The following is a 15,517-nucleotide window of genomic DNA, read 5'->3' as shown; positions in this document are numbered from 1 at the left end:
AAGCGAAAGGGACCAGCGCTTGCCGGTCCCGGATAAAATCTGATGCGGATAACCGCTTATTTTGCTTTTGCTTCGGCCTTGACATCCTTGGCTGCTGCTTTTGCATCCGTCACGGCTGCCTTAGCGTTCTTGGCAGTTTCTTTCGTAGCCTCGGCATAGACTTCAGCCTCGGTCTTGGCCGTGCCATTCTCGACAGCCTTGCCGTTCTCGACGACCGGTACGGTCTCCTGCTTCTTGGTCTGCGTCTTCAGCTCGAACTTGCCAGCATTGAGGCCGCCGTCGAGGTGATAGAGCGTGGCGACGTCGTCGGCATTGCAATAGAGCGTGTCCTTCTTCTTGTAGCCGACAGCCTGGCCATAGGAGCTCACGAGCACCTTCTCCTCCGGCTTCCAGCCGAGGGATACCTTAGCGGCCTCGGCGAGGTCGACAGCCGGCAGGTACGTAATGTCATCCTGTACGACGGCCTTGCCCTTGAGCTTCTGGCCGTTGACGTAGAGCGGATAGACCTTTGCGACATACGTCGGGTTGCCGTCCGATGCCTGGATCTTCTGCTCGACATCGGCATCCGTGACGAAATCAGACACGCCGTAGCCAGCGAGCCACTTGTTGACGTCAGCCGTCGTGACATTCTGCCAGCCGTAGCCGTCCGGATAGATGTAATAGGCAATCTGGTCGTCCGGCGTCTTCTCGACGACGATGCGGTTGTAGGTGATCTCAACCGGCGTGCCGACCTCTACCATGTCGTAGATCTTCTCGACGTCTTCCTCATGCATGCGGATGCAGCCGTTGGAGACGTAATGACCGATCGACTCCGGACGGTTCGTGCCGTGGATGCCGTAGTTGCCGCCGATGCCGATCCAGCGATAGCCGAGCGGGTTCGACGGGCCGGACGGGATGGATGCGGAGGCATCGCCCGGGTCCGTCCAGGTCGGGTTGACTTCCTTGTCGATGACCTTATAGTAACCCGTCGGCGTCGGCGTCGAGACCTTGCCCGGGCCGACCGGATAGAGGGCGACCTTCTGGTTGTCGCGGATGGCGGCAATCGAGCGGGCAGCGAGGTTGATGACGAGTTTATCTGCAAGTTCTACCTTGGCCGGTGCTTCAGCCTTGGCAGCCGTCTCCTTTGCAGGAGCAGCGGCCGTCGTCGTGGCCGTCGTCGTGACGAGCGGCTGGCCCGGCTGCGTGACGAGCGAGACGACTTCGTCACTTGACTCAGCAGCGAAGACCGTTCCGGCTGCACTCGTCACGAGCGCAGCGCTGAGCATACCAGCGCAAACTTTTTTCCACATAGTCATAGTCAAAATCTCTTTTCTTTGGATATTATGCCGATTTCCCCGGCACACCACTACATACTACCATGTTCGCAGATGTTTTGCAACGAGCGCCCTGCAAAATCTTGCAGGATGGTTAAAATCAGCTCTCCTGCTGACGGTGCGCCATGGCCTTGTCGTAGATGGCCTGCAGCTCTTCTTTGCTGAACTGGTAGCGCTCGTTGCAGAAGTGGCAGCAGACTTCGGCATGGCCGTCCTCAATGAGGGACTCGAGGTCGGACTGGCCGAGGCTCAGCAGGACCTCGCTGATGCGCTCCTTCGAGCACGGGCAGCGGAAGGCAAGCTCGGTCGTCGTCAGGTAGTCGACGGCAAAGCCCTGCAAGAGCTCGGCGATGATGCCCTTGGCGTCGAGGCCGTGCTCGACCATATGCGAGACGGAGTTGACCTTCTTGAGGTTGGCCTCGAGCTTGTCGATGGTCTCATCCGTCGCGTCGGGCATGGGCTGGATGATGAAGCCGCCCGCGCCGATGCAGGCCATCTCCTCGCCCGCATGGCCAATGAGGACGCCGAGGCCGACGCTCGACGGCGTCTGCTCCGAGACGTAGAGGTACTTCGTCAGGTCGTCGGCGATCTCGCCGTCCGTCAGCGGCGCGCTGCCCGTGACAGGGTTGCGCAGGCCCGTGAAGCGTGTGACGGTGACCGTGCCGTCCGTGCCGACACCGCCGCCGACATCGATCTTGCCTTTGGCGTTCTGCGGCAGGTCGACGTACGGGTTGGTGACGTAGCCGCGCACGAAGCCCTCCGGCGTCGCGTCAGCCGTGACTTTGCCGAGCGGCCCATGGCCATCGAATGTGACCGTAAGTGCCTCGCGGTTCTTGAGGTTGGCCGCGAGCAGCAGTGCGCCCGTCATCGTGCGGCCGAGCGCAGCGGCGGCGACGGGGTGGCAGCCATGGCGGCGGATGGCCTCATTGACGAGGTCCGTGGTGACTGCGGCGTAGACGCGCACGCCGTCTGCCACCGCTTTGACGAGATGATCCTTCATAGTATCGTTTTTTCCTTTCTCAACGTATCTGATTCTATCTCAGAGGGCGAGCTCGTGGAGCACGTCGCCCGTATCGATGTCGAAGATGCGGATGGTGCCATTCTCGAGCACGGCGACCGTGTTGCGGCCGTCGGCGCGCTTGGAGAGTGCAGCCGAGCCCGGGTTGAGGAACACGGTCGCGCCGCGCTTCTCGAGGACGGTCTGGTGGATGTGGCCGCTGATGAAGAGGTCGGCCTTGAGATGCTTCGCCATCGCATCCTTCTCGGCATCGCTCATGACGGCGTCGCCGTGCGTGACGATGATGCGCAGGCCCTCCCAGACGACGTAGGCGTACGGCGCCTCGATCGGCAGGTCGAGGCAGCTCGCGTCGACGGAGGAGTCGCAGTTGCCCTTGGCGATGACGACGGGGATGTCGCAGCTGTTGATGCGCGCGACGAGCCCGGCCGGATTGTAGTCGGCCTTCATCGGATTGCGCGGGCCGTGGTAGAGCACGTCACCTGCATGCAGGATGAGGTCGGCGCCCTTGAAGAAGCGCTCGCAGGCATTGGCCCAGGCCATCTCATGGCCGTGTGTATCGCTGATGATCCCGATTTTCATGAGGATTCCCCTTTCTTATCTATATCGCAATCGTATCGGTTGTCTTCAGTTATCTATGATTATCTATGGGTACAGCAAGACCGCTGGCCGTTGCCCTCTGGCAGCGGTCAACGGTCTCTTGTATCTCATTTACTTCCAATTTGCTGGCGTTCTGGCACTCAGCCGAGCTTCTTCAGGAGGTTGGCCATCTCCATGGCGGACATAGCACCGTCGGCGCCCTTGTTGCCCGCCTTCGTGCCGGCGCGCTCGATGGCCTGCTCGATGTTCTCCGTCGTCACGACCGAAAAGATTGTCGGCACGCCCGTCTGCATGCCGACCTGCGCGATGCCCTTCGAGGCCTCGTTGCAGACGTAGTCGTAATGCGTCGTCGAGCCGCGGATGACAGCGCCGAGGCAGATGACGGCGTCGTACTTGCCCGATTCCGCCATCTTCTTGGCGACGATCGGCAGCTCAAACGCGCCCGGCACCCAGGCAACGTCGATGTCATCGTCGTTCGTCTCGTGGCGGTGCAGCGTGTCGAGTGCGCCGCCCAAGAGCTTGCTCGTGATGAATTCATTGAAGCGGGCGACGACGATGCCGAACTTCAGCCCCTTGCCGGATACAAAACCTTCATATACATTTGCCATGTGTGTTTCCTCCCTTGCTCTCATAGCCTTCTCTTACTTCAGCGTGTCGTCGCTGAAGAGATGGCCCATCTTGACTTTCTTGACCGTCAGGTAGCGCTTGTCGAACTTATTGGCGTGGACCTGCAGCGGCACGCGGCCCGTGATCTCGAGGCCGTAGCCCTCGAGGCCGGCGCGCTTGGCCGGGTTGTTGGTCATCAGGCGGATGCTCGTGAGGCCGAGGTCCGCAAGGATCTGAGCGCCGATGCCGTAGTCGCGCAGGTCGGGCGCGAAGCCGAGCTCGACGTTGGCCTCGACCGTGTCGCGCCCCTTGTCCTGCAGCGCATAGGCGCGCATCTTGTTGGCGAGGCCGATGCCGCGGCCTTCCTGGCGCATGTAGAGCACGACGCCCTCGCCCTCTGCCTCGATTTTCTTGAGTGCGAGCGCGAGCTGGTCGCCGCAGTCGCAGCGCATGGAGCCGAGCGCATCGCCCGTGAGGCACTCCGAGTGGACGCGCACGAGCACGTCCTTCTTGCCGCGCACATCGCCCTTGACGATGGCAATGTCGCACTTGTTGTTGAGCTCGTTCTCGTAGGCGTGGATGCGGAAGTGGCCGTACTTGCTCGGGAAGTCGACGTCGGCGACCTCGTGTACGAAGTTCTCCGTGCGCTTGCGGTACTCGATGAGCGACTGGACCGTGATGATGTGGAGGCCGTGCTTCTTGGCGAACTCCTTGAGGCGTGGCGTGCGCATCATATGGCCGTCATCGTCCATGATCTCGCAGCAGAGGCCTGCCGGGTAGAAGCCTGCGAGGCGCGCGAGGTCCGTCGTCGTCTCCGTGTGGCCGGCGCGGCGCAGCACGCCGCCCTCGACGGAGCGCAGCGGGAAGACGTGGCCCGGACGGCGGAAGGACGCCGGCTTCGCCTTCGGGTCGAGCAGCTTCTTGATCGTGTGGCAGCGCTCGAAGGCCGAGATGCCCGTCTCCGTGTCGTAGGCATCGATCGAGACGGTGAAGGCCGTCTCGTGGTTGTCCGTGTTGTTGACGACCATCTGGCCGATGTTGAGCTCGTCGAGGCGCTTGCCGTCAATCGGCGTGCAGATGAGCCCCTTGGCGTACGTCGCCATGAAGTTGATGTCCTCCGGCGTGACCGTCGCAGCGGCGACAATCAGGTCGCCCTCGTTCTCGCGGTCCTCATCGTCGACGACGACGACCATCTTGCCGTTCTTGATATCCTCGATGGCCTGTTCCACCGTTGCAAAATCTGACATGTGTTTCACTCCAATTCTTTATCGTATCTCGTTATTGTAAATCAATTATAATCAATTATCATAAAGGGTTCAAAGGGCTCAGAAGCCGTTCTCGAGCAGGAACGCGCGCGTGAGAGCACTCTTCTCCGGCACAGCCTTGCTGCCCTCCTGTGTATAGACCCTCTGCATCATCTTCTCGACGTACTTGCCGATGACATCCGTCTCAATGTTGAGGATGCTGCCGGCCTTCTTTTCGCGGAGGTTCGTGACCTCGCGCGTGTGCGGGATCAGCGAGACCGTGAAGTCTTCTTCCGTGACGGCGGCGACCGTCAGGCTGATGCCGTCGAGGGCGACGGAGCCCTTCTCGACGATGCCGCGCAGGATGGCGGGCTCGACTGCTACCTTGAGCAGCAGCGCATTGCCCTCCCTCTCGAGCGAGCGGATGCTGCCCGTGCCGTCGATATGGCCGCTGACGATATGGCCGCCGAGCCGCGAGGAAAGCGAGAGCGCCCGCTCGAGATTGACGGGACTGCCCTTCTTGAGCTCCGCGAGCGACGTGCGCCGCACCGTCTCCGGCATGACGTCCGCCGTGAAGTGATGGCGGTCAAACGAGGTGACCGTCAGGCAGATGCCGTTGACGGCGATGCTGTCGCCTAGATGCACATCCGTGAGGACCGTCTCGGCCGCGATGGCAAGCGAGCCGCCGCCGATGCGCTGCACCGTGCCGACTTCTTCTATGATACCAGTAAACATGACCTCTCCTCCCTGCCGCAATCAGTGCCGCGTGTAGGCGGTCAGCAGGATGTCGCCCGCCATCTCCTCGACCTGGATGCCTGAAAGCTCGACACAGTCCTTGAGCGCGGCAAAGCCCTCGCCCTCGACCGGCGTCAGCGCCTCGCTGCCGCCGATGAGCTTCGGCGCGATGAAGGCGTAGACCTTGTCGACAAGCCCTGCCCGCAAGAGCGAGAAGTTGACTCTGCCGCCGCCCTCGACAAAGACGGAGCAGATCTCGCGCTGGCCGAGCATCTGCATGAGGGCCCTGAGGTCGACATGCGCGCCCTTGCCCGCGCGCACGACCTCGACGCCTGCCGCCTCGAGCGCCTCACAGCGCTCTGCTGGTGCCTGCTCCGTCACGGCCACGATGGTCTTGGCCTGACCGTCGCAGACGACCTTCGCCGTCAGCGGCGTGCGCGCCTGGCTGTCGACGATGATGCGGACGGGGTTCTTGCCCGTGCCGTCCGGCAGCCGCGTCGTCAGGCTCGGGTCGTCGTGGAGTACCGTGCCAATGCCGACGAAGATGCCGTCGTAGCGGTCGCGGTATTCGTGGACGCGGCGGCGCGAGGTCTCATTCGTGATCCACTGCGACTCGCCCGTCCGCGTCGCGATCTTGCCGTCGAGCGTCATCGCCGTCTTGAGCGCGACGAACGGGATCTTCTCGGGCACCCACTTGAGGAATACCTCGTTGAGCCGTCTCGCCTCCTCCTCGAGGACGCCGCAGACCGTTTCGACGCCAGCGTCTTCGAGTATCTTGATGCCGCGGCCCGCGACGAGCGGATTCGGGTCCTTCATCGCGATGACGCAGCGCTTGATGCCTGCCTCCACCACAGCCTTGGCGCACGGGCCCGTGCGCCCGTAATGCGAGCACGGCTCGAGCGTCACGTAGAGCGTCGCGCCCTTCGCGAGCTCGCCTGCCATGCGCAGCGCGTGGATCTCCGCATGCGGCGTGCCGGCCTTGCGGTGCCAACCCGCGGCGACGATGCGGCCGCCCTGCACGATGACGGCGCCGACCATCGGGTTCGGCGAGGTCCGCCCCTCGGCATTGCGCGCGAGCTCCAGCGCCTCCCGCATGAACTCTTCATCCTGCATTTTCCATCACCTCAAACTATCAAACTCTGTTTTCTTTGATGGACCTGCTCATGAGACACGAGAAAACAAAAAGCCGCCGGAAGATCTTCTTCCGACGGCTCTCTTACATGCAAATCACACGTACATGCCTTTTCTCATCCCGACTATACGGTCGGCTCCGGAATCTCACCGGATCATGCCCCGGAAATCCAGGGCTCGCGGGCTCTACCGCCGGTGGGGAAATGCTCCCCGCCTCAAAGACAAATCTCTATGACCTATGATAGCACAGTTCCGCGCTCCTGTCTACTCATCTGCGCAATCGCTCAGATGAAAGAAGGAGCGCGGAACTGTCTCAAAACTGTATCAAAGGCATATCAGCGCGGACGCATCATGCGCCCTTCTTCGGCAGGGCGGCGTGGCCACCCATGCAGTGGCCGCTGCATGCCGAGCAGTTGCCGCCGCAGCAGTCCTCCCGCCCCATGCGGAAATTCCGGTAGACATGGCGCAGCGCGTAGTAGAGACCCACTGCGACGATTGCGCCGGTGATAAAGGTTGCCATTTCAATCCCTCCATTCAGATACAATTGATTATACACGCATGTACCGCTGTGGTACAGGGCTTATTCAAAGCCGAGCAGGCGGCCGATCTGGTAGACCAACAGCGAAACGAACCAGGCAATCGCGAACATGTAGAGCGCGGAGAACGCGACCCATTTCCAGCCGCCCGCTTCCTTCTTGATCGTGCCGAGCGCCGTCACGCAAGGCGTGTAGAGCTGCGAGAAGACCATGAAGGCAAAAGCCGAGAGGCTCGTGAAGGCCGTGGCCATGCCCGTCTGCATCATCGTGGTTGCCGTATCGGCGGCATCCTCTGCCTCCGTCGAGACATCGCCGGCACCGTAGAGAATACCGATCGTCGCGACGACCGTCTCCTTCGCCATGATGCCCGAGAGGACAGCTGCGCCAGCCTCCCAGGTGTCGAAGCCCTGGAAGACGAAGAGATGCGACATCCAGCTGCCGACCGTCGCGAGGATGGAGTCCTCGATCTCAGCCGGGCCGCTGAAGTTGTAGTTCGACATGACCCAGAGCAGGACGGATGCGGCAAAGATGATGGTACCGGCTTTGATGAGGTAACCCTTGCCCTTGTCCCAGGTCTCGAGGAGGACCGTCTTCATATCCGGTACGCGGTACGGCGGCAGCTCGAGAAGGAAGGTCGAGCCCTTGTCCTTGAAGATGGTCGAGCCGAGGCCTTTGGCGACGACGATGGCCATGACCATGCCGATGATGTACATCGCGAAGACGACGTTGGCGGCGTTATCCGGGAAGAACATCGCGGCGAAGAGTGCCATGATCGGCAGCTTTGCACCGCAGGTGAGGAACGGCGTGACGAGGATGGAGACCATGCGGTCCTTCTCCGAGTCGAGTGCGCGCGCGCCCATGATGGCCGGCACGCCGCAGCCAAAGCCCATCATCAGCGGCATGACGCCTTTGCCCGTCAGGCCGCAGCGGCGCATGATCGGGTCCATGATGAAGGCGATGCGGGCCATGTAGCCCGTGCCGTCGAGGAAGGACAGGCAAAAGAACAGGACGAAGATCAGCGGCACGAACGTCAGCACCGCGCCGACGCCCGAGATGATGCCGTCACAGACGAGCGAGACCATCCAGTCCGCTACGCCGGCATCCGTCAGGAAGTCCGTCATGAAGTCGACGAAGTCCGTGTTAATGGCATCGTCGAGAAAATCCGCAATCGGCTGGCCAATCCAGGTGAACGTGATCTGGAAGACCGCGTAGAGGATCAAGAGGAAAATCGGCAGGGCCAGGAAGCCGTTCGCGAGGAAGTGGTCGATCTTCTCGGACTTCGACTGACCGACATTGCCCATGTCGACGGCCTGCGCCATAATCTTGTCGATGAGCGCGTAGCGGGCCTCGATGATGGCCTCTTCCTTATCGCTCTCCGACTGGCTGCCCGCCTTGATGGCCTGTACTTTGTCGATGTGCTCCTGCACCTGCGGGCTCACATGATACTGCGACATGACCGTGCTCGTGAAGACATCGAGCAGCTTCTTCGTGCTCTTGCTGCTGCGGCCGACGGTCTCGACGACCGGCATGCCGATGGCCTCTTCGAGCTTCTTCACGTCGATCTTGATGCCGCGGCGCGCCGCATCGTCCTGCATGTTGAGGTCGATGAGCAAAGGGATGCCCTGCTCGAGGAGCTGGACCGTCAAAAAGAGGTTGCGCTCGATGTTCGAGCTGTCGACGACGTCCATGACGAGGTCGAGCTTGTTGTTCATGAGGTAGTCGATGACGATCTTCTCCTCCGGGCTGCGCGCGTTGACGCTGTACGTGCCCGGCAGGTCGACGATCGAGATGGCGCGGTCCTTGTAGCGCGTGTAACCGACTTTCTTGTCGACCGTGACGCCCGGCCAGTTGCCGATCTTCTGGCGCGCGCCGGTGAGTTCGTTGAAGATAGTGGATTTACCGGTATTCGGATTGCCGGTCAATGCTACTGCTAATGTTGACATAGATGAAAATACGTCTCCTTTCGCTGCTTGCCCCAGGGCGATTGCCCCAGAGGTCTGCCTTGCTGCTTTGTACCGTTTATCCAGGGGTCAGCCGACCTGCTGAACTTCGATGTTCTCGGCATCTGCCTTGCGCAGAGCGAGGTTGTACGAGCGCACGCCGATGGCGATTGGGTCACCGAGCGGTGCGGAGCGAAGGACTTTGACCTTCGTTCCCGGGATCAGCCCCATCGTCATCATGCGCTGCTTCAGGTCCGATTCGTGGATCTTGACGATCTTCAGCGTCATGCCGGTCTTGCCGTCTTTAAGTGTCAAATCAAACGCCTCCTAAATGCATCTCAATGCATTATGATAATGAGATTATTTCTTATACGATTATGATAGCCCATCTCATTATCAACTGTCAAGGCGAAACGCGGGCTTTTTGAAAAATATTTTCAGTAGCAATGGCAAATATGAAAAAATCACTCCGACCAGCGCAAACGCGCATAGTCGGAGTGATACAACAGGCAGTCAGGCAGTCGGACTTCTGGCGGTCTCAGTCCGACGATCAGCATTCAGTGTCGGACTAACGCCACGGGCGAGAGCACACGCCTGCCCGCCCGGTCGGTGAATGAGTCGGCCTCGACGCCGAAGACGTCGGCCAGCAGCTCTGCCGAGATGACGTCCTGGGGACTTCCCTGCCGCACGATGCAATGCTCGTGCAGCACGGCGACGGCATCGGCGTACTGCAGGGCGTGGTTGATGTCGTGCAGGACCATGACGACGGTCATGCCGTACTGCCGGTTGACCGCGGCGATAATCTGCATGACTTCGAGCTGATGGGCCATGTCGAGGTACGTCGTCGGCTCGTCGAGCAGCAAGACTTTGGGCTGCTGCGCGAGCACCATAGCAAGGAAGGCGCGCTGGCGCTCGCCGCCCGAGAGCGACTGCACCTCGCGCCCCTGTAGATTTGCGACATGCGTGACCTCCATGGCCCAGTCGACGGCCTCGCGGTCTTTTTGGGGATCCTCCGCGCGGAAGTACGAGCGGTAGGGAAAGCGGCCGCAGTCGACGAGGCGCCGCACCGTCATGTCCGCCGGCGCCTCGACGCCCTGCGGCAGCACGGCGAGCCTGCGCGCGAGTGCCTGCCGCTTGAACTCGTGGATGTCGCGCCCCGCCAGCAGGACTCTGCCCGAGGTGGGCCGCGCAAGGCCTGCGAGCAGGCGCAGCAGCGTCGACTTGCCCGCGCCGTTCGGCCCGATGATGGCCGTGCGGCGGCCCGCTTCGATGGCGAGCGAAAGGTCCGCGAGAATCGTCGCATGGCCCACGCGGTACGAGAGATGGTCTGCCGAGAGTATCGTCGTCATAATTGCCTCCTGAGCAGGAACAAGAAGAACGGCGCGCCGAGCGCGGCCATGATGATGCCCACGGGCAGCTCCACCGGCGCGAAGGCCACGCGCGCGAACGTGTCGCTATAGAGCAGCGTTGCCGCGCCGAGGAGCGCGGCGGCCGGCAGCAGCGCGCGGTGGTCGGAGCCGACGAGCAGCCGAGCCACGTGCGGCACGATGAGGCCGACGAAGCCGAGCAGGCCGACGACAGCGACGGCGCTCGCCGCGAGGATGGCCGCGACGGCCGTCAGCGCGAGGCGCGTGAGCTCGACGCGCATGCCGAGGCTGCGCGCCATCGCATCGCCGAGCTGCAGGATGTTGAGGTGGCGTGCGGCGATGACGGCGAGCACGAAGCCCACGAGCGTGTAGGGCCAGAGCATCGCCACGTGCGGCCAGCTGCGCGCCGAGAGGCCGCCGACCATCCACATGAGCGCATTGTGCACGCGGTCGCTGTAGAGGATCATCAGGGCCGAGATGCCGGCGCCGAGAAAGGCGGAGACGGCCACGCCCGCAAGGATGATGCGGATGGGCTGGATGCCGTTCTTCCAGGCGAGCAGGTAGATGAGCACCGCCGCACCCATCGCACCGACGAAGGCCGCCGGCGTGACGAGATTGCTGTGCTCGGGGAAGAGCAGCAGCACGAGGATGCCCATGAGCCCCGCGCCCGACGAGATGCCGATGATGTGCGGATCCGCCAGCGGATTCTTCATGATGGCCTGCAGGATGGTGCCCGCGAGCGCGAGGTCGATGCCGACGAGCGCCGCAACGAGCGTGCGCGGCAGCCGGATGTTCCAGAGGATCTGCGCGTGCGTGCCGCCCGTCCCCGCGAGGGCGCCGAGAATCTCCTGCAACGGGATCTCAACCGCCCCCATCATCATGCTGACGATGCCGCCCACGAGTGCCAGCATGAGGAAGAACAGCAGCACGAGGGCGATGCGCCCGCGTCCCGGATTGGCGCCCATCATTTCGCGAACGCCTCCGGGTAGAGGCACTTCGCCATCGTCTCCACTGCTTCAGGATAGTGGAGACCCGGGCTCAGCAGGAAGAGGTCCTGCGGCAGGTAGTAGACACGGCCCTCTTTGACGGCCGCGATGGTCTGCCAGGCCGGATTCTCCTGCATGAGGCGGTCCATGCCGGCCTTCGCCTCCGCCATGTCCCCCATGCTCGTGATGAAGATGGCCTCAGGATTTTGCTCGACAAGTGTCTCGAGGCTGTAGGGCGCAGCATCAGGGTTCTTCTCGAGCGGTGCCGTGCCCGAAGCGACGTTCTGCCAGCCGAGAAGGTTTGCCGTGCAGCCCGCGATGCTGCCGTCGAGCTGCACCGTCAGCCCCTGATTCGTGCTGTGGATGATGGAGACGCGGCGCGGCTCCGCAGGGATCTTCGCGCGGACGTCCGCGATTTTCTCGTCCATCGAGGCAATCAAGACCTCGCCCTTCTCGCGCTCGCCCGTGACCTCGGCGAGTGCGCGGACCTCTGCCTTGACGTCGTCGTAGCTCTTCATGTCGAGCACGAGCGTCTTGATGCCATTCTGCTCCAAGGTGCCGACGAGCTTCTCGTTCATGCCCTTGTTGAGGATGACGAGGTCCGGCTCACAGGCGAGGACCTTCTCGACGTCGATCTGGTAGACCTTGCCGACACTCGCCTTGTCCTTCGCGTAGTCGGGCATCTTCGTCTTCGAGTCGGGTCGGCCGACGACATCGCCGCCGACTTCATGCAGCGGCTCGAGGAAGGACGCCGACGTCACGACAATGCGCTCCGGCTTCTTCGCGAGCTCGACATCGCGGCCCATGGCATCGTGGATCACGGCAAACGGCGCTGCACTAGAAGAAGGCGCTGCCTGCTGCGGCCCGCCGCAGCCCGCGAGCACGGTGAGCGCCAAAAGGCTTACGAGTGCGCATAAAATCCGTTTCATCGCTTGTCGCACTCCTTCCGCTCCTCTGCGCCATCTTGATTCGCAGTCTCCCTGCGCGTCAAGATGGTGGATAAATAGTTGAGCTTCCTGCCCTTCTGCGCCTCAAGGTCCTCGATGACGCACTCGCCGTCGAGGCCTGCGCGGCTCACGAGCACGGCACGTCGCAGCATATCGTTCTCCTTGAGCTGCCCTACGATGGCAGGGAAGTTCTTGTAGACTTTCATCAGGACGACATTGTCGGAGGCCTGCATGGCCTGCTGGATTTTTTCTGGTCGGGCAGTCGCCGGGATGATCGTGAGGATGTCATCGCCCTCGACAATCGGGTGCCCACTCGCGCTCGCGATCGCGGCAAACGCCGGCACGCCGGGGATGGTCTCGATCGTGACATCCTCGTGCTGGAGCAATCGGTAGACGTAGATGTAGGTGCTGAAGAACATCGGATCGCCGAGCGTCAGGAAGGCGACGTTCTTGCCCGCTCGCAAGAGGGCGAGAATCTCCTCCTTGTTCTCCTGCCAGGCCGACGGGTCCTCCGCGAAATCGCGGACCATCGGGAAGACCTGATAGACGATCTCCACATCCGGCTTGAGGTACGGCCTTGCAATCGACAGGGCGACGCTGCCGTCCTTCTTCTCGGTCTTCGGCGCAATCAGCACATCCGCCCGCTGTATGGCGTGGATGGCCTTGACGGTCAGGAGCTCTGGATCACCAGGCCCGACGCCAATACCAAAAAAAATCCCGTTCTTCATCGCAAATATCCTCCTAACATGGTAACCAATCCTTTCTGAAAGAAAATCGATACATTACCCGCACCTTGCGGGCTCTCCTTCATGGTAGCTTCTCCTCTCCCCACTGTCAACCAGCGAAAAAAGCTCTCATCCAGATAAAGCCGCGGGGCAGCTGCTATGGATGAGAGCTTTTTATCATTCTATGAGGATAAGCGGGCGGCAGGGCGCATCAGGATTCGCCCAATGCCCTGCGCGCCTTTTCGATGTAGATCTGGCGGAAGATCGGCGACTCGCCGAGTCCCTCGAGAATCGGCGTGACCGAGAGGCCCGCCTGCTCGAGGCGCGTCTTCCAGGAGCCGTCGCCATCGCCTGCGAGGTCGCGCGCCACATGCATGCCGCTCGTCAACAGAAGCGGTGCGAGCAAGACCGCGCGCACGTGCTTCTGCTGCAGGCGCGCGAGCACCATCGAAAAGTCCGGCGTATCCGTCGACTCGAGCACGCCGACGTGGATGGGCAGCTGCTGGGCGTCGATCTCGGCCTGCAACTGCTCGTAGACGGGGTTGTGGCGGTGCGGCGAGCCGTGGCCGAGCAACACGAGCTCGGCGTCGCGCGGCACGAAGATGCTGCGGCAGAGCGCGATGAGGTTCTGCGTGTAGTCGGACGCCTCAGCAAAGGCCGGCTCGCCGACGAGGAGCTTCTCGTAGCGCGAGGCATACTTCGGCACGGTTTCGAGCACTTTCTTCTCGAATTCCTCGCCCGGCGTCATGTAGGTCGGCTGCACGAGAACGTGCGTGACATCCTCTTCGGCGAGACGCAGCAGGGCGTCCTCGAGCGAGTCCACATGGATGCCGCGCTTCTCGAGGGCATTTCGGATGAAGACCGAGGTGAAGGCCTGCACGATGACGGCTTCGGGGAATTCCGCGCGGAAGTCCTCCGCGAGTGCGTCGAGGCAGCGCTCGCGCGAGCCGTCATCGAGCGCGCCGAAGCTCGTGAGCACGATTGCCTGTTTCATCAGCCCTGTTCCTTCTTGACGACGTCGGCGATGGCGTGGCAGATGCGGTCGAGCTGTGCCTGGTCAGGGCCTTCTGCCATGACGCGGATCAGCGGCTCCGTGCCGGACGGGCGCACGAGGATGCGGCCGTTCTCGCCGAGCTCCTTGTCGCCTTCGGCGATGGCCTTCTTGATGGCCTCGTTCGTCTCCCAACCCTCTTTCGTCGCGACCTTGACGTTGACGAGCAGCTGCGGGTACGTCGTCATCAGCGCCGTGAGGTCAGACGCCTTGCGGCCGCTGCGCTTGAGCGAGGAGAGCACCTGCAGGGCCGTGATGAGGCCGTCGCCCGTCGTGCTGTAGTCGGTGAAGATGATGTGGCCGGACTGCTCACCGCCGATCTTATAGCCGTTCTTGAGCATGTTCTCGAGGACGTAGCGGTCGCCGACCTTCGTGATCTCAGCACGGCCGCCGGCCTTCTTGATGGCCTGGTGGAAGCCGATGTTGGCCATGACCGTCGTGACGACCGTGTTGTAGGGCAGCTTGCCCTCCTTCATCATGTCCATTGCGCACATGACGAGGATGTGGTCGCCGTCGATGACCTGGCCCTTCTCGTCGACGCAGAGGCAGCGGTCGGCGTCGCCGTCATGCGCGATACCGAAGTCCGCGCCGTTCTCGAGGACGGCCTTCTGCAGGGACTCGAGATGCGTCGAGCCGCAGCCGTCGTTGATGTTCGTGCCGTTCGGCAGCGCGTGGATAACCTTGACATTGGCACCGAGGCGGCGCAGGATCTTCGGCATTGCCTCGTAGGCCGCACCGTTGGCGCAGTCGAGCACAACCTTGACGCCGTCAAAGCGCTCCTTGCATGTCGAGAGCACGAATTCCATGTACTGGTTGAGAAGGTCCGTGCGGTACTCGATGTGGCCGATGTGCTCTGCCGTCGGGCGCGGGTAGTTGTCGTCCGTCTCGAGCTGGTGCACGATGGCCTCGAGCTCATCCTCGACGGCATCCGGCAGCTTGTAGCCGTCGCCGCCGAAGAACTTGATGCCGTTGTCGTGGAACGGATTGTGCGAAGCCGAGATGACGATGCCCGCCTTGGCCTTGTGCTTGCGCGCGAGGTAGGCGATGGCCGGCGTCGGGATGATGCCCGCGAGCATGGCGCGGCCACCTGCCGAGCAGATGCCGGCCGTCAGCGCCGACTCGAACATCTCGCCCGAGATGCGCGTGTCGCGTCCGATGATGATGAGCGGCTGCTCCTCCGACTCCTTGCCGAAGTAGATCGTCGCTGCGCGGCCGAGACGGTAAGCCATCTCCGGCAGCAGCGTCACGTTTGCCTCTCCGCGGACACCGTCCGTACCGAATAATCTTGCCATATTTCTTTCCCCCTGATATCTCAGTTACT

At 62.2% G+C, this 15,517-nt stretch carries 16 protein-coding genes and 1 riboswitch; all 16 genes read right to left on the bottom strand.

The window, feature by feature from the left end; all coding sequences use genetic code 11:
• Positions 1 to 56: 56 nt before the first annotated feature.
• A complete protein-coding gene (locus MITSMUL_RS02325) occupies positions 57 to 1,295 on the bottom strand; it encodes a L,D-transpeptidase (protein ID WP_005839590.1) in 1,239 nt (412 codons plus the stop codon).
• Positions 1,296 to 1,413: 118 nt separating this feature from the next.
• Positions 1,414 to 2,313, bottom strand: a complete 900-nt coding sequence (hslO, locus tag MITSMUL_RS02320) for an Hsp33 family molecular chaperone HslO (RefSeq protein ID WP_005839589.1) — start codon at positions 2,311 to 2,313, stop codon at positions 1,414 to 1,416.
• Positions 2,314 to 2,352: 39 nt separating this feature from the next.
• On the bottom strand, positions 2,353 to 2,910 hold the full coding sequence (gene yfcE, locus MITSMUL_RS02315) for a phosphodiesterase (RefSeq protein WP_005839588.1): 558 nt from the start codon (positions 2,908 to 2,910) through the stop codon (positions 2,353 to 2,355).
• Positions 2,911 to 3,068: 158 nt separating this feature from the next.
• The gene (gene ribH, locus MITSMUL_RS02310; RefSeq protein WP_040635329.1) at positions 3,069 to 3,536 is read right to left on the bottom strand and encodes a 6,7-dimethyl-8-ribityllumazine synthase; all 468 of its coding nucleotides are present in this window, start codon (positions 3,534 to 3,536) and stop codon (positions 3,069 to 3,071) included.
• Between the two features lie 33 nt (positions 3,537 to 3,569).
• Entirely contained in the window at positions 3,570 to 4,781 is a 1,212-nt protein-coding gene (locus MITSMUL_RS02305; RefSeq protein WP_005839584.1) for a bifunctional 3,4-dihydroxy-2-butanone-4-phosphate synthase/GTP cyclohydrolase II, read from the bottom strand.
• A 78-nt stretch (positions 4,782 to 4,859) separates the two neighbouring features.
• Positions 4,860 to 5,513 carry a riboflavin synthase gene (locus MITSMUL_RS02300; protein ID WP_005839583.1) on the bottom strand — a complete coding sequence of 218 codons (654 nt, stop codon included), beginning with the start codon at positions 5,511 to 5,513 and terminating at the stop codon, positions 4,860 to 4,862.
• A 21-nt stretch (positions 5,514 to 5,534) separates the two neighbouring features.
• The gene (gene ribD, locus MITSMUL_RS02295; RefSeq protein WP_005839582.1) at positions 5,535 to 6,626 is read right to left on the bottom strand and encodes a bifunctional diaminohydroxyphosphoribosylaminopyrimidine deaminase/5-amino-6-(5-phosphoribosylamino)uracil reductase RibD; all 1,092 of its coding nucleotides are present in this window, start codon (positions 6,624 to 6,626) and stop codon (positions 5,535 to 5,537) included.
• A 122-nt stretch (positions 6,627 to 6,748) separates the two neighbouring features.
• Positions 6,749 to 6,871: riboswitch (FMN riboswitch) on the bottom strand.
• Positions 6,872 to 6,993: 122 nt separating this feature from the next.
• Entirely contained in the window at positions 6,994 to 7,164 is a 171-nt protein-coding gene (locus tag MITSMUL_RS12280; RefSeq protein ID WP_005839581.1) for a FeoB-associated Cys-rich membrane protein, read from the bottom strand.
• Positions 7,165 to 7,224: 60 nt separating this feature from the next.
• Positions 7,225 to 9,123, bottom strand: coding sequence for a ferrous iron transport protein B (gene feoB, locus MITSMUL_RS02290; RefSeq protein WP_005839580.1), 1,899 nt, complete (start codon positions 9,121 to 9,123; stop codon positions 7,225 to 7,227).
• An 87-nt stretch (positions 9,124 to 9,210) separates the two neighbouring features.
• Positions 9,211 to 9,435: a FeoA family protein gene (locus tag MITSMUL_RS02285; RefSeq protein WP_040635328.1), complete on the bottom strand. Its 225-nt coding sequence runs from the start codon at positions 9,433 to 9,435 to the stop codon at positions 9,211 to 9,213.
• Between the two features lie 242 nt (positions 9,436 to 9,677).
• Positions 9,678 to 10,469, bottom strand: coding sequence for an ABC transporter ATP-binding protein (locus MITSMUL_RS02280; protein ID WP_005839578.1), 792 nt, complete (start codon positions 10,467 to 10,469; stop codon positions 9,678 to 9,680).
• On the bottom strand, positions 10,466 to 11,455 hold the full coding sequence (locus MITSMUL_RS02275) for a FecCD family ABC transporter permease (protein WP_005839577.1): 990 nt from the start codon (positions 11,453 to 11,455) through the stop codon (positions 10,466 to 10,468). Before MITSMUL_RS02275 ends, MITSMUL_RS02280 begins: the two co-directional genes overlap by 4 nt.
• On the bottom strand, positions 11,452 to 12,402 hold the full coding sequence (locus MITSMUL_RS02270; protein ID WP_005839576.1) for an ABC transporter substrate-binding protein: 951 nt from the start codon (positions 12,400 to 12,402) through the stop codon (positions 11,452 to 11,454). Before MITSMUL_RS02270 ends, MITSMUL_RS02275 begins: the two co-directional genes overlap by 4 nt.
• The gene (cobI, locus tag MITSMUL_RS02265) at positions 12,399 to 13,148 is read right to left on the bottom strand and encodes a precorrin-2 C(20)-methyltransferase (protein WP_005839575.1); all 750 of its coding nucleotides are present in this window, start codon (positions 13,146 to 13,148) and stop codon (positions 12,399 to 12,401) included. Before cobI ends, MITSMUL_RS02270 begins: the two co-directional genes overlap by 4 nt.
• 208 nt (positions 13,149 to 13,356) lie before the next feature.
• Entirely contained in the window at positions 13,357 to 14,139 is a 783-nt protein-coding gene (locus MITSMUL_RS02260) for a sirohydrochlorin cobaltochelatase (RefSeq protein WP_005839574.1), read from the bottom strand.
• Positions 14,139 to 15,488, bottom strand: a complete 1,350-nt coding sequence (glmM, locus tag MITSMUL_RS02255; RefSeq protein ID WP_005839573.1) for a phosphoglucosamine mutase — start codon at positions 15,486 to 15,488, stop codon at positions 14,139 to 14,141. The genes MITSMUL_RS02260 and glmM overlap by 1 nt, the downstream gene beginning before the upstream one ends.
• Between the last annotated feature and the right edge of the window lie 29 nt (positions 15,489 to 15,517).

Origin of the sequence: Mitsuokella multacida DSM 20544 (genome assembly GCF_000155955.1) — a bacterium.
GTDB lineage: Bacteria > Bacillota > Negativicutes > Selenomonadales > Selenomonadaceae > Mitsuokella > Mitsuokella multacida.
Note: the sequence above shows the minus strand (reverse complement) of the source record. Positions and strands in the feature narration are given on the sequence as shown.